This window comes from Type-A symbiont of Plautia stali, from assembly GCF_059731155.1.
Genome location: NZ_AP035891.1, coordinates 824,750 through 848,676, shown reverse-complemented (window position 1 = coordinate 848,676; position 23,927 = coordinate 824,750). Strand labels below are relative to the sequence as shown.

Genomic DNA, 23,927 nt, shown 5'->3' with positions numbered 1-23,927 from the left:
AATTATTTTTTATCTTTCACTTCTTCGAATTCAGCGTCGACAACGTCGTCATCTTTCTTCGCCGAAGCGTCGCCGGCATCCGCTGCGCCGGCCTGAGCCTGTTGCTGCGCCAGTTCCATCAGCTTGCTGGACACTTCCATCAGCGCCTGCATTTTGGCTTCGATTTCTGCTTTATCTTCGCCTTTCAGCGCGGTGTTCAGCTCGTTCAGGGCAGACTCGATTGGTGCTTTGTCTTCCGCTGACAGTTTGTCACCGGCTTCGTCCAGCTGCTTACGCGTGCTGTGCGCAATTTGGTCACCCTGGTTACGCGTCTGCACCAGCTCTTCGAATTTACGGTCTGACTCGGCGTTAGCTTCCGCGTCACGAACCATTTTTTCGATCTCTTCCTCGTTCAGGCCAGAGGAAGCTTTGATGGTGATCTTCTGCTCTTTACCGCTGTTTTTGTCCTTCGCAGACACGTGCAGAATACCGTCAGCATCGATGTCGAAGGTCACTTCGATCTGTGGCATACCGCGCGGCGCAGGCTGAATACCGTCGAGGTTGAACTGGCCCAGCGATTTGTTATCCGCCGAACGCTTACGCTCACCCTGCAGCACGTGAATGGTCACGGCAGACTGGTTGTCTTCAGCAGTCGAGAACACCTGGCTGTGCTTGGTTGGGATAGTGGTGTTCTTGCTGATCAGCGACGTCATCACGCCACCCATGGTTTTGATACCCAGCGACAGCGGGGTCACGTCCAGCAGCAGAACGTCTTTTACTTCACCGGCCAGCACACCGCCCTGTACCGCAGCACCCACAGCGACAGCTTCGTCCGGGTTCACGTCTTTACGTGGCTCTTTACCGAAGAACTCCGTCACTTTCGCCTGCACCATTGGCATACGCGTCTGACCACCAACTAGGATAACGTCGTTGATGTCAGAAACCGACAGACCAGCGTCGTTCAGCGCCACTTTCAGCGGCTCAATCGAACGGGTAACCAGATCTTCAACCAGTGATTCCAGCTTCGCGCGGGTCATTTTAATGTTCAGGTGCTTAGGACCGGTCGCATCCGCCGTGATGTACGGCAGGTTAACGTCGGTCTGCTGCGCAGAAGAGAGCTCGATTTTCGCTTTCTCTGCCGCTTCTTTCAGGCGCTGCATCGCCAGCGGATCGTTGTGCAGATCGATGCCCTGATCTTTCTTAAATTCGGCAACCAAGTAGTTGATCAGACGGCTGTCGAAGTCTTCACCACCCAGGTGGGTGTCACCGTTGGTCGCCAGTACTTCAAAGGTTTTCTCGCCGTCGACTTCGTCGATCTCAATGATGGAGATGTCGAACGTACCGCCACCCAGGTCATATACCGCGATGGTGCGGTTGCCCTGACCTTTATCCAAGCCGTAAGCCAGTGCCGCTGCGGTCGGTTCGTTGATGATACGTTTTACGTCCAGACCCGCGATACGGCCAGCGTCTTTGGTTGCCTGACGCTGCGCATCGTTGAAGTAGGCTGGTACGGTGATAACCGCTTCGGTTAACGGCTTACCGAGGAAATCTTCCGCGGTTTTCTTCATTTTTTTCAGCACTTCTGCAGAGATCTGCGGCGGTGCCATTTTCTGGCCTTTCACGCCCAACCAAGCGTCACCGTTGTCAGAACTGATGATTTTGTACGGCATGATTTTGATATCACGCTGCACTTCTTCGTCCTGGAAACGACGGCCGATCAGGCGCTTGATTGCAAACAGGGTGTTCTGCGGGTTGGTCACCGCCTGACGTTTAGCCGGTTGACCGACCAGAGTTTCTCCATCCCCGGTATATGCAATGATTGACGGTGTGGTGCGATCGCCTTCGGCGTTTTCAAGCACGCGTGCTTTGCCACCGTCCATAATCGCCACACATGAGTTAGTTGTACCTAGGTCAATACCAATAATCTTACCCATCTAAACGTCTCCCACTTAAATTCTTTGCCAAATTGGGTTGTGAAGCAGAGATGCGGTCACGCTGACCACTTTCAACTGCTGCGGCAGATTTTTTTGCTGCCTCACAATGCTTGATGACAACTAAATGGGGCCGCTTCGAAGCGCATCAAGGGTTAAAACTAAAAAAAATTTAGATTCTCTTACCGCGTGAGATCAAAGTGCGGCAAAAGCCACCTGATTATGATGCAGCGCCCCGCGCCCCACCGCTGTTGGCGCGGGCGTTAAACCAATAAACAATAACGCTGCTGCTGAGGAATTATGGGCAACACCACGCTGGCTAATCCCGCCCCACGGTGCCTGATGGGTTTTGGTATGACCACCATCCTGCTCAACTTACATAACACCGGTCGGTTTGAAATGGATGTGATTATCCTGGCGATGGACCTCTTTTATGGCGGCATCGCGCAAATTTTTGCCGGTCTGCTGGAGTACAGGAAAAGTAATACCTTCGGCCTGACCGCCTTTACCTCATACGGCAGTTTCTGGCTGACGCTGGTGGCGATTCTGCTGCTGCCGAAAATGGGACTTGCCGCTGCCGCCGATGGCCATTTCCTCGGCGCTTATCTGGCGCTGTGGGGCCTCTTCACGCTGTTTCTGTTCTTTAGCACGCTGCGGGCCGCGAAGATGCTGCAGTTTGTGTTTGCCAGCCTGACGCTGCTATTTGCGCTGCTGGCTATCGGTCATCTGCTGGATCACGCAGCGCTGCTGCGCATCGCCGGCTGGGTGGGCATCGTCTGTGGCGCCAGCGCCTTTTATCTGGCGATGGGCGAAGTGCTGAACGAGAAGTTTGAGCGCTGCGTATTGCCGATAGGCGAGTAATCAACTGCGCGCGGAGCCGTGCCGCTCCGCGCGCTGTCATTACGATGAATGTAGCGAGACATCCAGCTGCGCATTAGCCTAGCGGCTGTCATGCCATAACCATAGCGCCACCAGCATGCCGATCAGCGCCAGCACGTACCAGGCCGGCGCCATCGGCGTCAGGCCGCCAAAGATGGCGTACGACACGTTGTAAGAGAAGGAAATGCCGGTGAAGCGCACCGCAGCCGGAAACGCCCACACCATGACAAAAGGCACCACGCCGACCACGCCCACGCTCAGTCCCGCCAGGCTGTACCAGATGAACAGCATCTGCGGCGTGCCGCCAAGCTGCTGGAAAAAGCTCCAGCTGTACAGCGCCAGCAGCAGCGAACCGATCAGCAAGGTGCGCGCCGCACCGTAGCGATCGACAATCCAGCCCGCCAGCACGCAGCCGATCAGCAGCATCACGGTCGCGAAACTGTTGGCCTGCAGACTGAGCGCCACCGGCACGCCATGCTGTTTCTGCATCAGCGTCGGTGCCATCAGAATCACCACCACAATACAGGCTGATAATAGCCAGGTAAGCAGCATCGACACCGCAATGCCGCGCTTATGGCTGGCGAGAATGGTCTGTAACGGCAGCTTTTCCGCCAGCGCTTTGCGCTGCTGCATCTGGCGGAACACCGGTGTTTCATGCAGCCAGCGACGCAGATACATCGCCAGCAGGCCAAACAGGCCGCCGAGGAAGAAAGGAATGCGCCAGCCGTGATCGCGGATGGCCGCCGGCGAGAGCGAAGTATTCAGCACCGTCGCCACCAGCGAACCGAGCAGAATGCCGGCGGTTAAGCCTGCAGTCAGCGTGCCGCAGGCAAAGCCGATGCGCTTCTCCGGCACATGCTCAGCGACAAACACCCACGCGCCCGGCACCTCGCCGCCAATGGCTGCGTCCTGCAGCACGCGCATCAGCAGCATCAGTAACGGTGCGGTAATGCCAATGCTGGCGTAAGTAGGCAGTGCGCCCATCGCCAGCGTCGGCAGCGCCATCAGCAGAATACTCAGGCTGAACATCTTCTTGCGCCCGACTTTGTCGCCAAAATGCGCCATGATGATGCCGCCCAGCGGGCGCGCCAGATAACCGGCGGCGAAGATGGCAAACGTCTGCACCTGACGCAGCCATTCCGGGATGTCTGGCGGAAAGAACAGCTCGCCAATCACCGCAGCGAAGAAGACGAAGATGATAAAATCGTAGAATTCCAGCGCCCCGCCCAAGGCAGCCAGCGCCAGGGTTTTGTAGTCTTGGCGGTTGAGTCGACGCGTTGTCAGCGAATCCATAAGAGTGCGGTATCCAGAGGCCATGTCAGTATAGTTGTAAAGCTGCGGTTACTATACCGTCAATATTTTGCCACACCAGTCACTCTGCATTTTATGCCTGAAAACGGCAATTTTCAGACGTTTGTCTCACGCCGTGCGCTTTTCGGGCGAAAAGCTGCTACCACCTCCGGGTGAGTCTCGACGTAAGGCGCTTCCAGCAGCTGTAAACAATAGGGTACAGCCGCGAAGATACCTAGCACTTTCACCGTGCCGTCATCCGCTTTCAAACCTTCCAGCGTCTCCTTAATCGATTTTGGCTGTCCTGGCAGATTGAGGACCAGCGACTGCTTGCGGATCACGCCCACCTGGCGTGACAGAATCGCGGTCGGCACAAACTGCAGGCTAATCTGTCGCATCTGCTCGCCAAAGCCGGGCATCTCGCGATCGGCTACCGCTAAGGTCGCATCCGGCGTGACGTCGCGCCGGGCCGGACCGGTACCGCCGGTGGTCAGCACTAGGTGACAAAAACGTTCGTCCACCAGCTCGCAGATCGCCTGCTCAATCATCGGCTGTTCATCCGGAACCAGGCGGGTTTCAATCTCAAACGGTGTCGCCAGCGCAGCGCCAAGCCAGCTTTCCAGCGCCGGAATGCCCTGATCCTGATAGATGCCGTTAGCGGCCCGATCGGACACGGAAATTAAGCCAATACGTAAAGTATCCATAGAGTTATCGCTGTGTTGACCGCGGGGCGGTGAGAAAAAGGGGAATGGCAGAAAGGATAATACAAAGCATCAGCGAGGGAAACGCGAAAACCGTGGCGACCGGCAGCCGCCACGGCACATCACCTTACAGCAGTTCGGCGATAATCTTCTCAAGTTTGCCTTGGTCGATGGCAAAGTTGCAGATACCTTCGGCCAGTTTGGTCACTGCCATTGGATCTTGGTTGTGCTGCCACAGGAATTCCGCTTCGGTCATTTTAGCCGGACGCGCTTTCACTTCGCCGCTGTAGCTCAGTTTACGCTCTACGCTGCCTTCGCTCTCGGCCAGCTCTTTCAGCAGGCCTGGAGAGATAGTCAGGCGGTCGCAACCGGCCAGCTCAATGATTTCGCCGACGTTACGGAAGCTGGCGCCCATCACCACGGTTTCATAGCCGTGCTGCTTGTAGTAGTTGTAGATTTCAGACACGGATACCACGCCTGGATCTTCATGCGCTGCGTACTCTTTCTTTTCGGTGTTCTGCTTGTACCAGTCGAGGATACGGCCAACAAATGGCGAAATCAGGAACACGCCCGCTTCGGCACAGGCACGCGCCTGGGCGAAGGAGAACAGCAGCGTCAGGTTACAGTTGATGCCTTCTTTCTCCAGCTGCTCCGCCGCGCGGATGCCCTGCCAGGTTGAGGCCAGTTTGATCAGGATATGATCGTTGCTGATGCCCGCATCGTTGTACAGTTTGATCAGGCTGCGTGCTTTCGCGATGCTCGCTTCGGTGTCGTAAGAGAGACGCGCGTCAACTTCAGTAGAGATACGTCCCGGGATCAGTTTGAGAATTTCCAGACCAATGTTGACGGCCAGCTTGTCAGAAACCAGCGCCAGCTGCTCTTCTTTGTTGCTGCTCTGCTGACGTGCCCAGCTAATGGCTTCGTCAATCAGTTTGCGGTATTCAGGGATTTGCGCAGCGTTGAGGATCAAAGAAGGGTTAGTGGTGGCATCCTGCGGTTGGTAGAGTTTCATTGCCGCGATATCACCGGTGTCGGCGACCACAGTAGTCAGCTGACGCAAGGAAGTAAGTTTGTCCGTCATGGTTCTCTTTTCTCTTAAGTTGACTGTCAGGGTGTAAAAGGCTGTTGAGATAATATCACGCAGGCTAAGCAGCGCAACATCGCCGCGTACCCTTTACGATAGCGCTAACAAATGGGAGCGATTTGCCGATCCGTGCAGCTTTTTTGCTACACTCGTCGCGACATTTTTCCCATCCATCCCCTGAAAACAGCGGGTCAACGAGGACAGACACAATGCTGATGGTTATCTCGCCAGCCAAGACAATGGATTATGAAAGCCCGCTGGCAACGTCACGGTTTACCCAACCGGCGCTGTTAGAAAAATCACAGCAGCTGATTGACGTCGCGCGCGATCTTTCCCCGGCGCAAATCGCTTCGCTGATGGGCATCAGCGACAAACTGGCGCACCTCAACGCCGACCGTTTCAGCCAGTGGCAGCCGCCCTTCTCACCCGATAACGCGCGGCAGGCGATTCTGGTCTTTTAAAGGTGATGTCTATACCGGTTTGCAGGCAAAGACCTTCAGCGAGGCCGACTTTGATTTTGCCCAAAAACACCTGCGCATGCTTTCGGGCCTGTATGGCCTGCTGCGCCCGCTGGATTTGATGCAGCCGTACCGTTTAGAGATGGGCATCAAACTGGCGAATCCGGCCGGCAAAGATCTCTACAGTTTCTGGGGCGACCTGCTGACGCAAAAGCTCAACGACGCGCTGGCGGAACAGGGCGATGACGTGCTGATTAACCTCGCCTCCGATGAGTATTTCAAAGCCATCAAGCCGAAGCAGCTGAATGCCGAACTGGTTAAACCGGTATTCCTCGATGAGAAAAACGGTAAGTTCAAGGTGATCAGTTTCTACGCCAAGAAGGCGCGCGGCCTGATGAGCCGTTACGTGATTGAGAAGCGCCTGACGAAACCGACGCAGCTGAAGAAGTTTGATGTTGACGGTTATTTCTTTGATGCGGCGGAGAGTAAGGATAACGAGCTGGTGTTTAAGCGCCGCGAGCAATAATTCACCGCGCCCCCCATCAAGCGCCCACGCAATACGCCGCGCAAAAATTAAGGTCGCCATGAATGGCGACTCTACAACATCATGTAAGGTGCGCATTTATGCGCACCTAGCTGATTTACTTCATTAAAAATGCCCGCAGCGCGGCGAAATCCGCCTTTATGGCATACGACAGCAGCGGCAAATCGGCGCGCGCGGCCAGCGCTTCCGGCAGCGGCAGCGGCTGGCCGAGAATCTCTTCCACGCTCTCCTTAAACTTCGCCGGATGCGCGGTGCCGAGGAACAGGCCAAACGCCCCTTCCTGCAGCTGATCGCGCAGCAGACGATAGGCAATCGCCGCGTGCGGTTCTGACAGGTAACCCAGCTCTGCCAGCTCGCGCATGGTGGCTTTGGTGGTCTCATCCGACACCGCGCCGTAGGCCAGATCGGTCAGGCGCCAGGTTTTGCGCCGGAACAGCTCTTCCACGCGCGGCCAGTTGTTAGGCTGGCTGACATCCATCGCGTTCGACAGCGTTGCCACGGTCGCGTTCGGCTGCCACTGACCGTCGGCAAGGAAGCGCGGCACGGTATCGTTAGCGTTGGTCGCGGCGATAAAGCGCTTGATCGGCAGACCGAGCGATTTCGCCAGCAGGCCGGCCGTGAGATCGCCAAAGTTACCGCTTGGCACCGACACCACCAGCTGATTACGTTTCTCCTGCGGCAGCTGCGCTACCGCCTCAAAGTAGTAGCAAATCTGTGCCAGCAGACGGCTGATATTGATGGAGTTAGCCGAGTTCAGGCCGATGGCTTTCTTCAGCTCTTCGTCATCAAACGCCTGCTTAACCAGCGCCTGACAGGCATCGAAGTCGCCGTCGATAGCGATGGTTTCGATGTTGCCGCCCAGCGTACAGAACAGCTTCTCCTGCAGCGGACTGATTTTGCCCTGCGGATAAAGGATTACCACGCGCACGTTTTCCATGCCGTAGAACGCGTGCGCCACCGCTGCGCCGGTATCGCCGGAGGTCGCGGTCAGAATGGTGATCTGCTCATCCGCGCCAGACACGTACGACAGCATCTGCGCCATAAAACGCCCGCCGAAATCTTTAAACGCCAGCGTCGGACCGTGGAACAGTTCGAGGCAGGCCACATCGTCGCTCACCTGGCTCACCGGTGCCGGGAAGGCAAAGGCGTTCTTCACGCGCTCGGTCAGCTGGTGCGCGGCAATTTCATCGCCGATGTAAGCAGAGAGAATCTTGCGGCTACGGCTGACGAAATCCATCTCCAGCATCGCATCAATGTCGGTCAGCTCGAATTCCGGCAGTTCCAGCGGGAAAAACAGCCCCTGCTGCGAGCCGAGGCCCTGTTTCACGGCCTGCGCGAAGCTAACCTGCTCGTTATGATCCTTAAGGTTGTAGAGTTTCATGCGTTATCCCAGTTTACGTGCGCCAGCCGTATCAAGACGGCAGATATGGACGAAGCCTTCCTCGTTCTGCAGATAGTGCTGGCTCAGCCAGTCCGCCATCCGCTGTGCCGTTGCCATCTCGTTGCAAACGGCGAAAAGTGTCGGGCCAGAGCCCGAAATACCGCAGGCCAGCGCGCCAATGTCGCTGGCAGCCTGCCGCGCCTCAGCAAAGCCCGGCAGCAGTTTGGTGCGATACGGCTCGGCGATCACATCCTGCATCAGTTTAGCCGCCAGCAGCGGCTGACGGGTGTGGCAGGCGTGAATAAAGCCGGCCAGCAGACGACCATGTTTGATGACATCCTGCTTGCGATACTGCGCTGGCAGGATGGCGCGTGCTTCCGCCGTGGAGACTTTGATGCCCGGATAAGCCATTACCCACAGCCATTCATCAAAGCACAGCACGTCCTGGCTGATAATCCCGTTCTCTTCAATCATCAGCTGTACGCCGCCCAGGAAGCACGGTGCGACGTTGTCATAGTGCACGCTGCCGGAGATGCGCCCTTCCAGCTCGCCCATCAGCGCCAGCAGCTCCGTGTCGTTAAGAGGCTGGCCGCAGAACTCATTCATTGCCATCAGGCCGGCCACCACCGAGCAGGCGCTGGAACCGAGGCCCGAGCCAATCGGCATGTTTTTCTCCAGCGTCATCGCCACCGGGACGTATTTACCAATCGCCTGGCAGAAACGCTGCCAGCACTGGTAAACGATGTTGTCCTGCGGATCGGCGGGCAGTTTGCTGACAAAGCGCCCTTTATTCTGCAGGCTAAACTGGTCAGCCGCTTCGACCGACACGCAGTCGCCCAGCAGCGTGCCATCCACCGGCGAAACCGCCGCGCCCAGCACATCAAAGCCGACGCTGACGTTACCTATCGAGGCCGGTGCATAAATTTTTACCATCATTAAACTCCCAACTTCCACGTCAGCGTGCGCAGCAAATCGGCAAACACACCCGCCGCGGTAACATCATTCCCCGCGCCATATCCGCGCAGAACCAGCGGAATCGGCTGATAATAGCGGCTGTAAAACGCCAGTGCGTTCTCGCCGTTCTTCACTTTGTACAGCGGATCGTTGCAGTCCACCGCATCGATTTTAACTTTGCAGGCGCCGCCCTCTTCAATCGCGCCGACGAAGCGTAACACTTTACCCTCATCACGCGCTTTGGCAACGCGCGCGGCAAAGGCGTTGTCCAGCTCCGGCAGCCTCGCCATAAACTGATCGACATCGGCGATGTCCGTCAGGCTGGCGGGCAGCAGTGGTTCGATATCGATGTCGCTCAGTTCCAGCTGATGACCAGCCTCACGCGCCAGAATCAGCAGCTTGCGCGCCACGTCAGTACCGGACAGATCGTCGCGCGGATCCGGCTCGGTAAAGCCCAGCTTGCGCGCCATGCGGGTGGCTTCGGACAGCGTCACGCCCTCATCCAGCTTGCCAAAGATAAACGACAGCGAGCCCGACAGGATGCCGGAGAATTTGATCAGCTCATCGCCGGCGTTAAGCAGATTCTGCAGGTTTTCAATCACCGGCAGACCGGCACCGACGTTGGTGTCGTAAAGGAACTTACGGCGCGATTTCGCCGCCGCCGCACGCATCTGCTGGTAGTAATTCCATGACGAGGTGTTGGCCTTTTTATTCGGCGTGACCACGTGGAAACCTTCGGCGAGGAAGTCTGCGTACTGATCGGCCACCGCCTGGCTGGAGGTACAGTCGACGATCACCGGGTTGAGCAGATGGTACTCTTTCACCAGACGAATCAGCCGACCAAGGTTAAACGGCTCTTTGGCTTCCGCCAGCGCCGCTTTCCAGTTGCTGAGGTCGATGCCGTGCACGTTGGTCAGCAGCGCATGCGAGTTGGCGATGCCGCACACGCGCAGATCGATATGCTTGCCCTTCAGCCACGCCTGCTGACGGTGCAGCTGCTCAAGCAGCGCGCCGCCGACGCCGCCGACGCCCACCACAAACACTTCGATCACCTGATCGGTGGCGAACAGCATCTGATGCACCACGCGCACGCCGGTGGTGACGTCATCGTTGCTGACCACGACGGAGATGGAACGCTCAGACGAGCCCTGAGCAATCGCCACGATATTGATGTTGGCGCGTGCCAGCGCCGAGAAAAACTTGGCGGAGATGCCGCGCAGCGTGCGCATGCCGTCGCCCACCACCGAAATCACCGCCAGCTGCTCCAGCACGTCGAGCGGATCGAGCAGGCCATCTTTCAGTTCGAGGTAGAATTCCTCTTCCAGCACGCGACGCGCGCGCGCCTGCTCGCTCTGCGGCACGCAGAAGCTGATGCTGTATTCGGAGGAGGATTGGGTAATCAGCACCACGGAAATGCCGGTGCGCGACATCGCGGCAAACACGCGCGCCGCCATGCCCACCATCCCTTTCATGCCCGGACCGGAGACGTTAAACATCGCCATGTTATTCAGGTTGGTGATGCCTTTTACCGGGTTCTCATCCACTTCGCCTTCGCCGCCAATCAGGGTGCCTGGCGCCTGAGGATTGGCGGTGTTTTTGATCAGGCACGGAATCTGGAACTGAGCAATCGGCGCGATGGTGCGCGGGTGCAGCACTTTGGCGCCAAAGTAGGAGAGCTCCATCGCCTCCTGATATGACATCGACTTCAGCAGACGCGCATCCGGCACCTGACGCGGATCGCAGGTGTAAACGCCATCGACATCGGTCCAGATTTCACAGCAGTCCGCGCGCAGACACGCCGCCAGCACGGCCGCCGAGTAGTCGGAGCCGTTACGCCCTAGCACCACCAGCTCGCCCTTCTCGTTGCCGGCGGTGAAGCCCGCCATCAGGATCATATGATCGGTCGGGATCTGGCTGGCCGCGATACGCCGGGTGGATTCGGCGATATCCACGGTCGATTCAAGATAGTGGCCCACCGCCAGCAGTTTTTCGACCGGATCGATCACCGTCACTTTGTGGCCGCGCGCCTGCAGCAGCGCTTCCATGATGGCAATCGACAGCTTCTCACCGCGACAGATAATGGCGGCGTTCACTGCATCCGGGCACTGACCCAGCAGGCTGATGCCGTGCAGCACCTGTTTCAGCTGCGCAAACTCCAGCTCAACGCGGGTTTTCAGGCCATTGTAATCGAAACCTGGCTGAGCGTCGGCCAGCCCCTGCAGCAGTTCGGCAAAAATGCGTTCGGCATCGCTGATATTCGGCAGCGCATCCTGGCCGCTGATGGTTTTCTCAATCATCGCTACCAGATGATTGGTGATTTTCGCTGGCGCAGAGAGCACGGTGGCAACCTGTCCCTGTTGCGCATTGCTTTCCAGAATATCTGTCACGCGGAGAAAACGTTCCGCATTGGCTACCGAGGTTCCGCCGAATTTCAGCACTCGCATGATTGAAGCTCTCCTGAATTTTTGCCGAAAAAAAAGCCCGCACTGTTGAGGTGCGGGCTTCTTTCTTTTGTTTTTCCTGTATGCGTCAGCCCGCACCGTTACCTGTGGTAATGGCGTTGGTAATAATGGTGGTGTTCAGGCTGTGGTTACGCATTGAGATTTTTTGTGTCTGTCTTTGTCTTGTCCGTCTGCCTTCCAGAAGTAAAGCAAAGCGCACGTTAAGTCAACGAATTTGTGTTTGCACCCGAATGGTGCTGCTGCGCAGTGCTGTGCCGCAGACGCCGAAACGGATTGCGATCGTTCAGACAGCGTCACAGACGCCCGATCACTCACTGTCCGGCGCCGGTTTTCCCGAGCAATTATCTATAAGTTTTTTTTTCTACGTCGTGCAGCAAACGGTGCAGCATGGCGCTGTCGCGCTGCTCCAGCAGACCGATGCGCTGATCGATCCAGTCCGCCAGCTTGGCATCATTGCTGACTTCCAGCGTCACCAGTAGCTGATGAAAACGCTGGCGCAGCGCCTGCAGCTGCTGCGCGTTAGCCGCCTCAACCGGCGCGGCCGCTACCTGGTGCAGCGCCGACAGCTGATAGCAGTACACCATCACCGCTTGGCCGAGATTCAGTGAAGGATAGTCTTGCGCCATCGGAATGCCGGTCAGCAGATCGACCTGTTCCAGTTCCTCATTGGTCAGCCCGCTGTCTTCACGGCCAAACACCAGCGCGATACGGTTTAGCCACTGACGCTTCTCCTGCAGGATGGTCTCGGCCTGCGCCGGCGTGGCGTAATAGCGAAACTTCGCCCGGCTGCGGGCGGTAGTGGCCACGGAAAAATCGACATCCGCCAGCGCGGCGCTCAGCGTGTCATAGGTTTTCACGTGGTCGAGAATCTCACCGGCGCCGTGTGCCACACGCCGCGCGGCCGGATCCTGCCAGGCGTCACTGGCGACAATACGCAACTCGCTAAATCCCATGGTTTTCATGGCGCGGGCGGCCGCGCCGATATTCTCCGGGCGAGCAGGTGAGACAAGGATCAGGGGGAAATGCATGATTTTTCCATCGAACAGTTAATAACCCGACCTATGTTGGCATGCAGACGACAAAATACCAACCGCACGGGCCTGAGAAAATAAGATGTTAAGGATGTTAAAACAGGGCAAAAATGCCGGGCAGGCGTAATTATGCGTAATAAGCAAAATTTATGCGCTAAACCCATATTAAAACATTATTTTTCATGCAATTGAAAAGTTATTACCTGCAGGTTTTATTTTTGCGCTGATGCAGCTAAAATGCAGCGAAAATGCTGCTTTTTGTGAGCTAAGCTGGCATTCCAGTAGAAGTTTTTCATAAAAGTGTTAACGTGCTACACTTGCATTTGATATAAGTCAACGAAGCGTTGTTTTTATGCTTATCGGTTGTTGTTGGTGCTGTTAGGTTGCTGTTAATACGGTTAGGATAAGCGCCAGTCCGATACCCACGGGGCACGCAAATATTCATCCTGACTGGCTGAGCTAACACTGAAGTTGACGTAGATGGATGGTGTATTCCGAAGATCATTTCGTACACCGGTTGCGAACGGCCCACTGTTCAGTGGAACTGTTATGGCAGCCGCCGTACGCCCTGTTTTCGATTTGTTGGCAAATTTTAGGTAGCGAAACATGCAGACCCCGCACATTCTTATCGTTGAAGACGAACTGGTCACGCGTAACACCCTCAAAAGTATTTTTGAGGCCGAAGGTTACGTGGTCTATGAAGCCACCGACGGCGCCGAGATGCATCAGGTTTTGACCGATAACGACGTCAATCTGGTGATTATGGATATCAACCTGCCGGGCAAAAACGGTTTACTGCTGGCGCGTGAACTGCGCGAACAGGCTAACGTCGCCCTGATGTTCCTCACCGGCCGTGATAACGAAGTGGATAAAATCCTCGGTCTGGAGATCGGTGCCGACGACTACATCACCAAGCCGTTTAATCCGCGTGAGCTGACGATTCGTGCGCGCAACCTGCTGTCGCGTACCATGAATCTGGCGATGCCGAGCGAAGAGCGCCGTCAGGTCGAGAGCTATCGCTTCAACGGCTGGGAACTGAATATTAACAGCCGCTCGCTGATCAGCCCGAACGGCGATCAGTACAAGCTGCCGCGCAGTGAGTTCCGCGCCATGCTGTACTTCTGTGAAAACCCAGGCAAAATCCAGACGCGTGCTGACCTGCTGAAGAAGATGACCGGTCGCGAGCTGAAGCCGCATGACCGCACGGTGGATGTCACTATTCGCCGCATCCGCAAACACTTTGAGTCGACGCCGGATACGCCGGAAATCATCGCCACTATCCACGGCGAAGGCTACCGCTTCTGCGGCGAGCTGCAGGATTAAGCGTCCGTCGCGAAACAAAAAAACGCCCGTCAGGGCGTTTTTTTATCGGCTCAGTGCCACGGCATAATCGGCACCGCGCTCAGCGCATTTTTCGGTGAGCCATCGACCACTTTATCCGAATAGCTCAGGTACACCAGCGCATGACGTTTCTGGTCAAAGAAGCGCACCACCTGCAGCTTTTTAAACACCAGCGAAGTGCGTTTGCGGAACACCACTTCACCCTGCGCCTTGCCCTGCGCGATTTTATCGCTAAGCTCTATCGGTCCCACCTGCTGACAGGAGATGGCCGCATCGGAAGTATCTTCCGCCAGACCCAGTCCGCCCTTAATACCGCCGGTTTTTGCCCGACTGATATAACAGGTTACATTTTTAACGTCGGGGTCGTCGAAGGCTTCCACCACGATCTTATGATCGGGGCCAAACATCTTGAATACGGTGTCAACGGAGCCGATCTCCTCGGCCAGCACGCTCTGACTCAACATAAATGTTGCCAGCGTGACTATAAGATTGCGAGCTATTGTCATTGAGTTACCATTGCAAACGGAATAGATGTGAATGTAATGTACTGTTAATCGAACCGAGAACCAAACCTAACGGGTTTCAACCCGCATTGATGTAGCACAGTTAACTGTGCAACCCCCCCCCCGCCGTTGTGCAATTCGTGCTACTATTCGGTGACTTCATCGTTGCGCCACCAGAGAGTTATGAGGATGTTTTATGGACCAAGTCGGTATCATTCGCGATTTGCTTGTCTGGCTGGAAAGCCATCTGGATCAACCCCTTTCGCTCGATAACGTTGCGCTAAAAGCAGGCTATTCCAAGTGGCACCTGCAGCGAATGTTCAAGGAAGTTACTGGCCACGCCATCGGCGCGTATATCCGTGCCCGCCGGCTGTCCAAGGCCGCCGTCGCGCTGCGTCTCACCAGCCGGCCGATCCTCGACATTGCGCTGCAGTATCGCTTCGATTCGCAGCAAACCTTTACCCGCGCGTTTAAAAAGCAGTTCAATCAGACACCTGCGTGGTATCGCCGCTCGTCGGAGTGGAATTCGTACGGCATTCGCCCGCCGATTCGCCTCGACGACTACCCGATGCCGCAAGCGCAGTTTGTCACGCTGCCGGAAACGGTGCTGGTGGGGCAAACGCAAAGCTATACCTGTACGCTGGAGCAGATCTCCAGCTACCGCGACGAGATGCGCATCCATTTCTGGAAGCAGTTCCTGCTGGAGACCGATACCGTGCCGCCGGTACTGTACGGTCTGCATCAGGTACGCGCCAGCCATGAGAAGGATGATGAGCAGGAGATTCAGTACACCACGGCGGTGCCGGCCGACCAGCAGGCGCTGAGCATGCAGTCAAACCAGAGCGTGATTCTGGAAGCCGGGGATTATGTGCAGTTCAGCTATCAGGGACCGCGCACCGCGCTGCAGGAGTTTATTCTGCTGCTGTACGGCACCGGTATGCCGACCCTCGGCCTAGTGCGCCGTCAGGGCCAGGATATTGAGCGCTTCTATACACACGGTGGCAAGAAGCGCAGCGAGCCGCCAATGGAAATTCGCTGCGAATATCTGATTCCGATTCGTCCACAGCAGTAACAGGCGTTGCCGAGGGTGGCGTATATGGGGGACATGTCGAGGTTCAGCAGCAGCAAGGCTCTTGTGGCGTGGGTGGGGCTGAATCCGATGCGGCAGGAGTCCGGTGAGTGGAAGGGCAAAAGCAGGATATCGAAGATGGGCAACAGCGCGATGCGCAAGGCCCTGTACATGCCAGCGATAGTGGCGATGAAGTGGAATCCGGCGGTAAGTTTGCTGAAGAAGCTGCTGCAGCTGGCTTATGGTGTGCTGAAGTCGGGTCGTCCGTTCGATGCCGAAATATGTCTTGCCAGGTAACCGGCAAGACGGTATCTACGGGGTACTGCGGGTTTTTTACAGGGTGCAACTGGCCAGGTCGCCATGAATGGCGACCCTACGGTGCCATTCGGGTTTTTTGTAGGGTGCGCATCATGCGCACCTGGTTCAATTGGTCAGCTCGTGCGTAAAGGTCACGATTTCTTTTCAACCTTCGACATATTATCCAGCCAGCCCATCACAAAGGCAGACAGCACGAAGGTCAGGTAGATGATCACGTACCACATCAGCTTTTCATTGGCGACGTTACGCGCGTCCATAAAATACGCAGCAGGTGAATCGATGAGATCGCCACAATCGAAGCTGCCACTTTGTTTTTCAGCGAGCCGGAATCCATCTTGCCGAGCCAGCTCAGCTTATCTTTGCTTTCATCGATATCCAGCTTAGAGACAAAGTTCTCATAGCCGGACAGCATCACCATGACCAGCAGGCCACCAACCAGCGTCATATCCACCAACGCGCCGCCCTGTTCAATGTAATGCAACTCGCTGGCGGAAACGTGCGGATGCTGACGCGGGCTGCGCATATAGCCCGCCCAGACAAACACCGCCAGCACGCCGATGCCGCCGAGCACAAAGAATGGCCATTCCCAGCCATAACGCGACACCAGCCAGCCGGAGAGCGGTGAGAATATCGCTACGGCAAAGTATTGTGCCAAGGCAAACAGCGACGATGCGCGTCCGCGCTCTGCGCCCGGGAACCACATGATGACTGCGCGGGCGTTGGCGGGAAAGCTCGGCGCCTCAATCAGGCCCAGCGCGAAGCGCAGCGCAAACATCAGCGTTAGCGCCATGGTCATGCCACTGGAAAACTCACCGAGAAATCCCATCAGCAGGGTCGAAATCGACCACAGCGCCAGCGTCACGCCGTAGACCTTTTTGGTGCCGAAGCGATCGAGAATCAATCCGCGGGGGATCTGGCCGATGACATACGCCCAGCTGAAGGCCGAGTTTGATCGCCGAGCCGGAGATCGACAGGAGCGATCGGCATAGGCGACCACTGACAGGAACAGAATCAGGCAAAGGATCCAGATACGCACATGGCTGTTCTGGCTGCGGTTTTTGCGTTGCAACATAGGCTGAATTCCTTGATGGAGGAGCATCCTGCCCCGAAGCGATGATGTTCAGGAATACCGCGCAGATTTCCCTGTTTAGCAACTATAGGAAGCCAATGTTGCTCTGGTCATTGTGCGAATGAAGGAATCCGCGCGGCGAAACGGCGCGGGTTTTGGTCGCTGACACAAAGCCGGGGGCGGTAGCGCACAAAATCTTCAATCCGTGCTGGCTTTCGCGGCAGAATGTGCGCCAGCGCTGAGAAAAGAGTTTGCGCGATCACTATGAGCAGGCAAAGCATCCATGCGCGTCGGGCAAATTGTGCGCTGCACAGCAAATTACTACGCAGCAGATTGCCAGCTCTGCTGCCGGCTCGTAGGCTGAAAATGATTTCATTGATCTATTTTTAACACCAATGAAAAAATTTATTCTAATAAACAGCTTACTCTGGAGTCTGCGATGAACACCCTCAAGGCGATACTGTTACTTGGCCTGCTGACCAGTTCCGCTTCCGCGCTGGCGGAGAAGATCGGCGTGTCGATGGCCTATTTTGCCCAGAACTTCCTTACCATTATTCGTCATGCCATTGATAAATAAGCCAAAGCGCGCGGGATGGATGCCCAGTTTGAAGATGCGCGCGGCGACGTCGGCCGCCAGACCGATCAGGTGCAGAGTTTTATCAGCGCTGGCGTGGATGCCATCATCGTTGATCCGGTGGATTCCGCCAGCACACCGCAGCTGACCAGACTGGCGCAGCAGGCGAAAATTCCGCTGGTGTACGTCAACCGCACGCCAGGCGATAAAACCCTGCCGCCCGGCGTAGTGTTTGTCGGTTCGGACGAACGCGAATCCGGCACGCTGCAAATGGAGGCGCTGGTCAAACTGGCGAATTATAAAGGTAACGTGGCGATCATGAGCGGTAACCTGACCGATGCTGGCGCGCTGCAGCGCACCAAAGATGTCGAGCAGGTGGTAGCGAAATACCCGGGCATGAAAGTGGTACAGAAGCAGCCAGCAAACTATGCGCGCAACGAAGGCATGGATCTGATGCTCAACTGGATTGGTAACGGTGAAGCGATCGATATCGTCGCGGCCAATAACGATGAGATGGCGATTGGCGCGGCAATGGCGCTGGCAAAGAGCAATAAAAAGATTCTGGTAGGCGGCATCGACGCCACGCCGGACGGCCTGAAGGCTCTGGCGCAGGATAAGATGCAGGTGACGGTGTTTCAGGACGCTATCGGCCAGGGCAAAACCTCGGTAGACGTGGCGCAGAAGCTGATTAAAGGCGAGAAAGTGGCTTCACACGTGTGGATCCCGTTCGAGCTGGTGACCAAAGAGAATATGCAAAAATACGTCGAGCGCAGTCAGTAGCAGGCAGACACTCCCGGGTCGCCTGTGAAATTGTAGGGTCGCCATTTATGGCGACCTGGTTCCAGGGCGACGAAACCATCACTCGCGCAATATCGCCATGACGATAATGTCGTGGTACTCGCCCTCGCGCAGGCAGGCTTTGCGCTTCAGGCCTTCCTGCTCAAAGCCCAAGCGCTGATACAGACGCAGCGCGCGCTGGTTGTCGTGAAACACCTCCAGCTCAACGCGGATTACGCCCAGCCAGTTAAAGGCATAGTCGATACCGGTGCGGATCAGCCGCTCACCGATGCCGCGACCGCTAAACGCCGGATCGACGCCAATACCAAAGCTGATGCTGTGGCGCGTACGCGGCAGCTGTTCGGTAAACAGCGTCAGCTCGCCCACCATCTGTCCGTCGATTTCCGCCACAAAGCCGATATAGCCTTCGCTGTCCATGCGCTCGAATTTTTTCTGCTAGGTGGCGACGCTGGGAAACGGCAGTTGCGTGGTCCAGCGATACACCTCGGGATGACTGTATAAACGTTGATAGGCGGCGGCATCGCCCGGCTCACGTCCGCGAATCTGCAAATCCATGTCGATAATCCCTGTTCAGTTGCACTAAGCTGTTAACTCTCACCGATCGGAAAGAGTGGCCTTATGTTGTATCGTCGTTTTGAACGTTTTATCAATATTTTTCAGGATGCCCCCACCGATTCCCCACCCGCCAGCGTGTGGCCGTTTTACCTCTATTATCTGCGTCAGGTGTGGCCAAGTTTTGTCGCGCTGCTGATTGTCGGGCTGGCGCAGGCGCTGATCGAAGTGGCGCTGTTTAGATATCTCAGCCGTATTATCGATCTGGTCAATCACACCACGCCCGCTACGCTGTTCAGCGATAACTGGCCGATTCTGCTGTGGATGGCAGCGGTCGCGCTGGTGCTGCGGCCGGTGGTGATCGCGCGGCACGATATGCTGGTGCATCAAAGCATTAACCCCAGCATGATTCGCTGGCAGCATCACAACTATGTGCTGCGGCAGAGCCTCAATTTCTTCCAGAATGATTTTGCCGGCCGTATCGCCCAGCGCATCATGCAAACCGGTAACTCGCTGCGTGACTCGGCGGTCCAGCTGGTGGATGCAATCTGGCACGTGGTGATTTACGCCGTGACCTCACTGGTGCTGTTCGCGGAAGCCGACTGGCGCCTGATGATTCCGCTTATCATCTGGATTGTGGCGTACAGCCTGTCGCTGCGCTTCTTTGTGCCGCGCGTCAAGCAGCGCTCGGTGGTATCATCCGAGGCGCGCTCGAAGCTGATGGGCACAATCGTCGACGGTTACACCAACATCGCTACCCTGAAACTGTTTGCCCATAACGATCTGGAAAAACGCTACGCGCGCGACGCCATTCAGGAATAGACCGACAAAACCCAGCATGCCAGCCGCATGGTGACCAGCATGGATATCACGCTGTCGACGCTCAATGGCCTGCTGATTGTCAGCACCTCCGGCCTCGCGCTGTGGCTGTGGAGCCAGTCGCTGATCAGCATGGGCGCCATCACGCTGGCCACCCGGCTGGTGATTCGCTAGGTGAACATGTCCGGCTGGATCATGTGGGTGGTGAACGGCATCTTCGAAAACATCGGCATGGTGCAGGATGGCCTGAACACCATTGCGCAACCGCTCAGCGTGCAGGATGCGCCGCAGGCGAAAAAGCTGCAGGTGACGCGCGGCCAGATCCGCTTTGAGGATGTGCGTTTTGACTACGGCGGCGGCCGCCAGGTGATTAACCGCCTGAATCTCAACATCAAGCCTAGCGAGAAAATCGGTCTGATTGGCCCGTCCGGCGCTGGTAAATCGACCCTCGTGAACCTGCTGCTGCGGCTGTATGACATCAACGGCGGGCGCATTCTGATTGACGATCAGGACATCGCGCAGGTCACGCAGGCGAGCCTGCGCAGTCAGATTGGGATGATCACCCAAGATACATCGCTGCTGCACCGCTCGATTCGCGAAAACCTGCTGTACGGTCGCCCGGATGCCAGCGAAGCCGAACTGCAGGCGGCGATTGTGCGCGCCCGCGCCGACGAGTTTATCCCACTGCTCTCTGATCCGCAGGGCCGTACCGGGCTGGATGCGCACGTCGGCGAGCGCGGCGTCAAACTCTCTGGCGGCCAGCGCCAGCGTATTGCCATCGCCCACGTGCTGCTGAAAGATGCGCCGGTTCTGATCATGGATGAAGCCACGTCGGCGCTCGACTCGGAAGTGGAAGCGGCGATTCAGGAGAGCCTGGAGACGCTGATGCAGGGCAAAACGGTGATCGCCATCGCCCATCGCCTGTCGACCATTGCAAAAATGGACCGGCTGGTGGTGCTGGAGAACGGCGACATTGTTGAGATGGGTAACCATCGCGAACTGCTGGCGCACGGCGGGCTGTACGCGCGCCTGTGGCAGCATCAGACCGGCGGATTTGTCGGCGTCGATTAATCGCCGCGCCGGTAAGGCAGGGCGTCGCGCGCTTCCTGTGCCCACGCACGCACGCCTGCCCGCTCCTCCTGCAGAAAATCCCCGACGTCACGCAGCCCCGGATGGCACAGATAGTGCAAGGAGTTAGTTGCGGTTCAAAGCCGCGCACCAGCCTGTGCTCGCCCTGCGCACCGGCATCAAAGCGCTGCAGCCCTTCGGCCATGGCGGCGGGCTGCTGCTGTAGCGTGGCGATCACCACGCGAATCGCCTGCGGCATCCGCTCCGCCAGCAGGCTGAAGAAGGAGCGCGTCAGATAAGGACGCTGGCCGCGCACCGCGTAGGTGTTGGCGTAGCAGGTATACACAAAATCCCACTGATCTTCACGCAGCTCATCGCCGCGATACCAGTTAAACGCAAAGCCGCTGCTGGCCACCTGTTCGCGCTCTTTGCGCAGCTGCTTGCGTTTGCGCGACATCAGCGAGTCGAGAAAGTCGTGAAAATCGCGGTAGCCGCGATTGTGCCAGTGATACTGCACGCCGAGGCGCGCCAGCCAGTCCGGCTGGGTTGCCAGCAGCGCGTTGGCGTGCGGCGTGGTGAAGTTGATATGCGCCCCGCTTAAGCCGTGCTGCAACGCATCGGGCAGCGCTTCCAGCATCGGGATAATGGCCGTCTCGTCACCCAGCAGACGCGCGCCGGTCACCGGACTGAACGGAATGGCCCCCAGCCATTTGGGGTAATAGGCGATATCGGCACGCTGGCAGGCATCGGCCCACGCTTGATCGAACACATATTCGCCCCACGAATTGCGTTTACGGTAGCCCGGCAGCGCCGCCCGCAGCCTGCCGTCTTCGCGCCACAGCAGATGATCCGGCTGCCAGCCGTTTCCCGCACGCACGCTGCCACTCTCTTCCAGCGCTAGCAGGAAGGCGTGACGCAAAAAAGGTTGATTGTCAGGTAACAGCGCATCCCATTCGGCAGCGGTGATCTCCGCCAGCGATGACAGGTGAAGCAAAGGCATTGGTGGCTCCCGGCCAGCTTAAGGCGAATGCCTAGTTCAGCAGGTTTTGCCGCCGTGCGAAAGGTGCGGCGCACTGAATGTAAAGCGGGTCGTTGCGCCATCCTGCGCACATTGATGTCGCGGCCCGTGCCACGATTTTTCACTTCGCCTGTGTATACTCACCCTTTTCCCTTGCAGGAAATGCCATGGATCGTCTTGATTGTGATCGCATGTTTGTCGCCGTACTCGAAGTCGGCAGCTTTGCCGGTGCCGCCGCCCGGCTGGGCACCAGCAGCGGCCAGGCGTCAAAGCTGGTGTCGCGTCTGGAGCAGCAGCTTGGCGTGCAGCTGTTCAAGCGCAGTACGCGGGCGCTGTCGCCCACCGAGATCGGCCGCGCCTATTATGAGCGGGTGAAAACCCTGCTGGAGGCATTCGACGCGCTGGATGCCACGGTGCAGGAAAATGCCCGCTCGCCCACCGGCCGCCTGAAGATCAGCGCACCCGGCACCTTCGGCACTGCGGTGCTGGCCAGCGTGCTGGTGGCGTTCGCGCGTCACTATCCGCTGATTGAGCTGGACGTCAACTTCTCCGACCGCGCCGTGAATATCGTCGATGAAGGCTTCGATATGGCGATCAGCATCGGCAAGCTGGACGACAGCAGCCTGATTGCGCGCCGTCTGGGCGAGGTGCCGATTCGCCTCGCCGCCGCGCCCGGCTATCTGCTGCAGCACGGCACGCCGCAGCACTGGCGCGATCTGGCGACGCATCAATGCATCAGCGATACCAACTTTCGCGATCCCTGGCACTGGCCGTTCGTCACGCCGTTCGGCGACAGCGTCAGCATGCCGATTCGCGGCCGCCTGTGCTTCTCCAATACCGAAGCCTGCCTGCAGGCGGCGCTGGCCGGCCTCGGCATTGCGCGTCTGCCCGGTTTTATCGCTGCACCGGCGCTGCAGCGAGGCGAAATCGTCACGCTGCTGGAGGACTTTGCGCCGCCAGCCATGGGTCTGTTTGCCCTGTATCCGCCCGCGCGCCACCTGGCGCAGAAGACCCACCTGCTGATCGACTTTCTTGCCGAGCACTTTCGCCTGCATCCGCCCGGCTGATTCCTTCCATTCTGGAAACAATCAAAGCCGTTTTGCCCGGATTATCAGCATAACGGCAGCACGGTAAGCTGCTGACATCACTTCAGAGGAGCATAGCGATGCTGGTAAACGGTAAGTGGAGCGCAGAGTGGCATCCGGTTCAGGCCACCGATAAACAGGGCGGCTTTGTTCGTCAGACTTCCAGCTTTCGTCACTGGCTCAGCGCCGATGGCAGCAGCGAATTTGCCGCCGAGCCGGATCGCTATCATCTGTACGTCGCGCTGATCTGCCCGTGGGACTCGCGCACGCTCATCGCGCGCAGCCTGAAAGGGCTGGAGCAGATTGTCTGCGTGTCGGTGGTTGAGCCGCAGCTTGGCGCGCAGGGCTGGCGCTTCGGCGATTATCCCGGTGCCGATCGCGACCAGCTGAATAACACCGAGTATCTCCACCAGCTTTATACCCGCGCCGATGCGGATTTTACCGGCGCGCGACCGTGCCGGTGCTGTGGGATAAAAAAACCCAGACCATTGTTAACAATGAGTCGGCGGATATTCTGCGCATGTTCAACAGCGGTTTTGGCGATTTGGCAGACAACCGGCTCGATCTCTACCCTGAGGATCTGCGACCGGAGATCGACGCGCTGAACGCAACGATCTATCCGCGTCTCAATAACGGCGTTTATCGCACCGGTTTCGCCACCACCTAGGTGAGCTATCAGCAGGCGTTTAATGAGGTGTTTGAGCAGCTGGATGAGCTGGAGCAACGGCTGAAAGATGGTCGCACTTTTCTGCTGGGTGAACGACTGACCGAAGCCGATATCCGCCTGTTCGTGACCCTGATACGCTTTGACGTCGCCTATCACGGCCTGTTCAAATGCAACCTGCGCCGCCTGCGCGATTACCCGCTGCTCGATCGTTATCTGAAGAGTGTGCTGGCGGTCTCCGGCGTGCGGCAAACGGTGAACATCGACCACATCAAACAGGGCGATTATTCGATTAAAGCGCTGAATCCCAACGGCATCGTGCCAGCGGGACCGGATATGGCGGACTACGGTTTTA

The 23,927-nt window shown here is 57.3% G+C and carries 16 protein-coding genes, 6 pseudogenes and 1 other annotated feature; of the genes and pseudogenes, 9 read left to right on the top strand and 13 right to left on the bottom strand.

From position 1 onward, the window contains the following. Nucleotides 1-2 precede the first annotated feature (2 nt). The gene (gene dnaK, locus AC6I8M_RS04535; RefSeq protein WP_010617001.1) at nt 3-1,913 is read right to left on the bottom strand and encodes a molecular chaperone DnaK; all 1,911 of its coding nucleotides are present in this window, start codon (nt 1,911-1,913) and stop codon (nt 3-5) included. 297 nt (nt 1,914-2,210) lie between these two features. On the opposite strand from dnaK, the gene satP reads away from it, so the two are divergent. Next, complete coding sequence (gene satP, locus AC6I8M_RS04530) at nt 2,211-2,771, top strand: acetate uptake transporter (RefSeq protein WP_010617000.1); 561 nt, start codon at nt 2,211-2,213, stop codon at nt 2,769-2,771. Between the two features lie 78 nt (nt 2,772-2,849). Here the strand turns inward: satP and AC6I8M_RS04525 are convergent, their stop codons facing one another. The 3 genes from AC6I8M_RS04525 to tal form a co-directional block, all read right to left on the bottom strand. Next, nucleotides 2,850-4,082, bottom strand: coding sequence for an MFS transporter (locus AC6I8M_RS04525; protein ID WP_010616999.1), 1,233 nt, complete (start codon nt 4,080-4,082; stop codon nt 2,850-2,852). Between the two features lie 113 nt (nt 4,083-4,195). Continuing rightward, nucleotides 4,196-4,783 (bottom strand): molybdopterin adenylyltransferase, encoded by a 588-nt coding sequence (gene mog, locus AC6I8M_RS04520; protein ID WP_498013681.1) that lies wholly within the window; start codon nt 4,781-4,783, stop codon nt 4,196-4,198. A gap of 124 nt (nt 4,784-4,907) precedes the next feature. Further along, a complete protein-coding gene (gene tal / locus AC6I8M_RS04515) occupies nt 4,908-5,861 on the bottom strand; it encodes a transaldolase (protein WP_010616997.1) in 954 nt (317 codons plus the stop codon). Between the two features lie 212 nt (nt 5,862-6,073). Between tal and yaaA the strand changes: the two are divergent. Further along, nucleotides 6,074-6,848 (top strand): annotated as a pseudogene (gene yaaA, locus AC6I8M_RS04510) (peroxide stress protein YaaA). A gap of 115 nt (nt 6,849-6,963) precedes the next feature. On the opposite strand, the gene thrC reads toward yaaA, so the two are convergent. From thrC to AC6I8M_RS04485, 5 genes are all read right to left on the bottom strand, one after another. Continuing rightward, a complete protein-coding gene (thrC, locus tag AC6I8M_RS04505) occupies nt 6,964-8,247 on the bottom strand; it encodes a threonine synthase (RefSeq protein ID WP_010616996.1) in 1,284 nt (427 codons plus the stop codon). A 3-nt stretch (nt 8,248-8,250) separates the two neighbouring features. Further along, nucleotides 8,251-9,180 carry a homoserine kinase gene (gene thrB / locus AC6I8M_RS04500; protein ID WP_010616995.1) on the bottom strand — a complete coding sequence of 310 codons (930 nt, stop codon included), beginning with the start codon at nt 9,178-9,180 and terminating at the stop codon, nt 8,251-8,253. 2 nt (nt 9,181-9,182) lie between these two features. Continuing rightward, the gene (gene thrA / locus AC6I8M_RS04495; RefSeq protein ID WP_010616994.1) at nt 9,183-11,645 is read right to left on the bottom strand and encodes a bifunctional aspartate kinase/homoserine dehydrogenase I; all 2,463 of its coding nucleotides are present in this window, start codon (nt 11,643-11,645) and stop codon (nt 9,183-9,185) included. 26 nt (nt 11,646-11,671) lie between these two features. Further along, nucleotides 11,672-11,792 (bottom strand) — a sequence feature (Thr leader region). Continuing rightward, nucleotides 11,731-11,799, bottom strand: coding sequence for a thr operon leader peptide (thrL, locus tag AC6I8M_RS04490; RefSeq protein WP_498013792.1), 69 nt, complete (start codon nt 11,797-11,799; stop codon nt 11,731-11,733). Its footprint overlaps the feature before it by 62 nt. Before the next feature lie 205 nt (nt 11,800-12,004). Further along, nucleotides 12,005-12,691, bottom strand: a complete 687-nt coding sequence (locus tag AC6I8M_RS04485; RefSeq protein ID WP_010616993.1) for a tRNA/rRNA methyltransferase — start codon at nt 12,689-12,691, stop codon at nt 12,005-12,007. Nucleotides 12,692-13,300: 609 nt separating this feature from the next. On the opposite strand from AC6I8M_RS04485, the gene arcA reads away from it, so the two are divergent. Further along, nucleotides 13,301-14,017, top strand: a complete 717-nt coding sequence (arcA, locus tag AC6I8M_RS04480) for a two-component system response regulator ArcA (RefSeq protein WP_010616992.1) — start codon at nt 13,301-13,303, stop codon at nt 14,015-14,017. Nucleotides 14,018-14,067: 50 nt separating this feature from the next. On the opposite strand, the gene creA is transcribed toward arcA, so the two are convergent. After that, nucleotides 14,068-14,541: a protein CreA gene (gene creA, locus AC6I8M_RS04475; RefSeq protein WP_022548913.1), complete on the bottom strand. Its 474-nt coding sequence runs from the start codon at nt 14,539-14,541 to the stop codon at nt 14,068-14,070. A 193-nt stretch (nt 14,542-14,734) separates the two neighbouring features. On the opposite strand from creA, the gene robA reads away from it, so the two are divergent. Both robA and AC6I8M_RS04465 read left to right on the top strand, forming a co-directional pair. Continuing rightward, entirely contained in the window at nt 14,735-15,610 is an 876-nt protein-coding gene (gene robA, locus AC6I8M_RS04470; RefSeq protein ID WP_010616990.1) for an MDR efflux pump AcrAB transcriptional activator RobA, read from the top strand. Nucleotides 15,611-15,634: 24 nt separating this feature from the next. Next, on the top strand, nt 15,635-15,904 hold the full coding sequence (locus AC6I8M_RS04465) for an IS110 family transposase (protein WP_051588494.1): 270 nt from the start codon (nt 15,635-15,637) through the stop codon (nt 15,902-15,904). Nucleotides 15,905-16,148: 244 nt separating this feature from the next. Here AC6I8M_RS04465 and AC6I8M_RS04460 read toward each other — a convergent pair whose 3' ends face one another. Further along, nucleotides 16,149-16,997 (bottom strand): YqhA family protein, encoded by an 849-nt coding sequence (locus tag AC6I8M_RS04460; RefSeq protein WP_010615745.1) that lies wholly within the window; start codon nt 16,995-16,997, stop codon nt 16,149-16,151. Between the two features lie 436 nt (nt 16,998-17,433). On the opposite strand from AC6I8M_RS04460, the pseudogene AC6I8M_RS04455 reads away from it, so the two are divergent. Further along, nucleotides 17,434-18,348 (top strand): annotated as a pseudogene (locus tag AC6I8M_RS04455) (sugar ABC transporter substrate-binding protein). Between the two features lie 78 nt (nt 18,349-18,426). Here the strand turns inward: AC6I8M_RS04455 and AC6I8M_RS04450 are convergent. Then, nucleotides 18,427-18,921, bottom strand: a pseudogene (locus AC6I8M_RS04450) (GNAT family N-acetyltransferase). 63 nt (nt 18,922-18,984) lie between these two features. Between AC6I8M_RS04450 and AC6I8M_RS04445 the strand changes: the two are divergent. Beyond that, nucleotides 18,985-20,808, top strand: a pseudogene (locus AC6I8M_RS04445) (ABC transporter ATP-binding protein). Here the strand turns inward: AC6I8M_RS04445 and AC6I8M_RS04440 are convergent. Further along, a pseudogene (locus AC6I8M_RS04440) lies at nt 20,805-21,805 on the bottom strand (GNAT family N-acetyltransferase). The pseudogenes AC6I8M_RS04445 and AC6I8M_RS04440 sit on opposite strands and share 4 nt — an antisense overlap. Before the next feature lie 185 nt (nt 21,806-21,990). Between AC6I8M_RS04440 and AC6I8M_RS04435 the strand changes: the two are divergent. Both AC6I8M_RS04435 and AC6I8M_RS04430 read left to right on the top strand, forming a co-directional pair. Continuing rightward, nucleotides 21,991-22,890 carry a LysR family transcriptional regulator gene (locus tag AC6I8M_RS04435; RefSeq protein WP_058948721.1) on the top strand — a complete coding sequence of 300 codons (900 nt, stop codon included), beginning with the start codon at nt 21,991-21,993 and terminating at the stop codon, nt 22,888-22,890. A 98-nt stretch (nt 22,891-22,988) separates the two neighbouring features. Continuing rightward, nucleotides 22,989-23,923, top strand: a pseudogene (locus AC6I8M_RS04430) (glutathione S-transferase family protein); the annotation flags it as partial. Between the last annotated feature and the right edge of the window lie 4 nt (nt 23,924-23,927).

Coding starts and splice junctions, on each gene's coding strand:
- dnaK (WP_010617001.1), bottom strand. CDS start 1,913: ATGGGTAAGATTATTGGTATTGACCTAGGTACAACTAACTCATGTGTG.
- satP (WP_010617000.1), top strand. CDS start 2,211: ATGGGCAACACCACGCTGGCTAATCCCGCCCCACGGTGCCTGATGGGT.
- AC6I8M_RS04525 (WP_010616999.1), bottom strand. CDS start 4,082: ATGGATTCGCTGACAACGCGTCGACTCAACCGCCAAGACTACAAAACC.
- mog (WP_498013681.1), bottom strand. CDS start 4,783: ATGGATACTTTACGTATTGGCTTAATTTCCGTGTCCGATCGGGCCGCT.
- tal (WP_010616997.1), bottom strand. CDS start 5,861: ATGACGGACAAACTTACTTCCTTGCGTCAGCTGACTACTGTGGTCGCC.
- thrC (WP_010616996.1), bottom strand. CDS start 8,247: ATGAAACTCTACAACCTTAAGGATCATAACGAGCAGGTTAGCTTCGCG.
- thrB (WP_010616995.1), bottom strand. CDS start 9,180: ATGGTAAAAATTTATGCACCGGCCTCGATAGGTAACGTCAGCGTCGGC.
- thrA (WP_010616994.1), bottom strand. CDS start 11,645: ATGCGAGTGCTGAAATTCGGCGGAACCTCGGTAGCCAATGCGGAACGT.
- AC6I8M_RS04485 (WP_010616993.1), bottom strand. CDS start 12,691: ATGCATTTCCCCCTGATCCTTGTCTCACCTGCTCGCCCGGAGAATATC.
- arcA (WP_010616992.1), top strand. CDS start 13,301: ATGCAGACCCCGCACATTCTTATCGTTGAAGACGAACTGGTCACGCGT.
- creA (WP_022548913.1), bottom strand. CDS start 14,541: ATGACAATAGCTCGCAATCTTATAGTCACGCTGGCAACATTTATGTTG.
- robA (WP_010616990.1), top strand. CDS start 14,735: ATGGACCAAGTCGGTATCATTCGCGATTTGCTTGTCTGGCTGGAAAGC.
- AC6I8M_RS04465 (WP_051588494.1), top strand. CDS start 15,635: ATGGGGGACATGTCGAGGTTCAGCAGCAGCAAGGCTCTTGTGGCGTGG.
- AC6I8M_RS04460 (WP_010615745.1), bottom strand. CDS start 16,997: ATGTTGCAACGCAAAAACCGCAGCCAGAACAGCCATGTGCGTATCTGG.
- AC6I8M_RS04435 (WP_058948721.1), top strand. CDS start 21,991: ATGGATCGTCTTGATTGTGATCGCATGTTTGTCGCCGTACTCGAAGTC.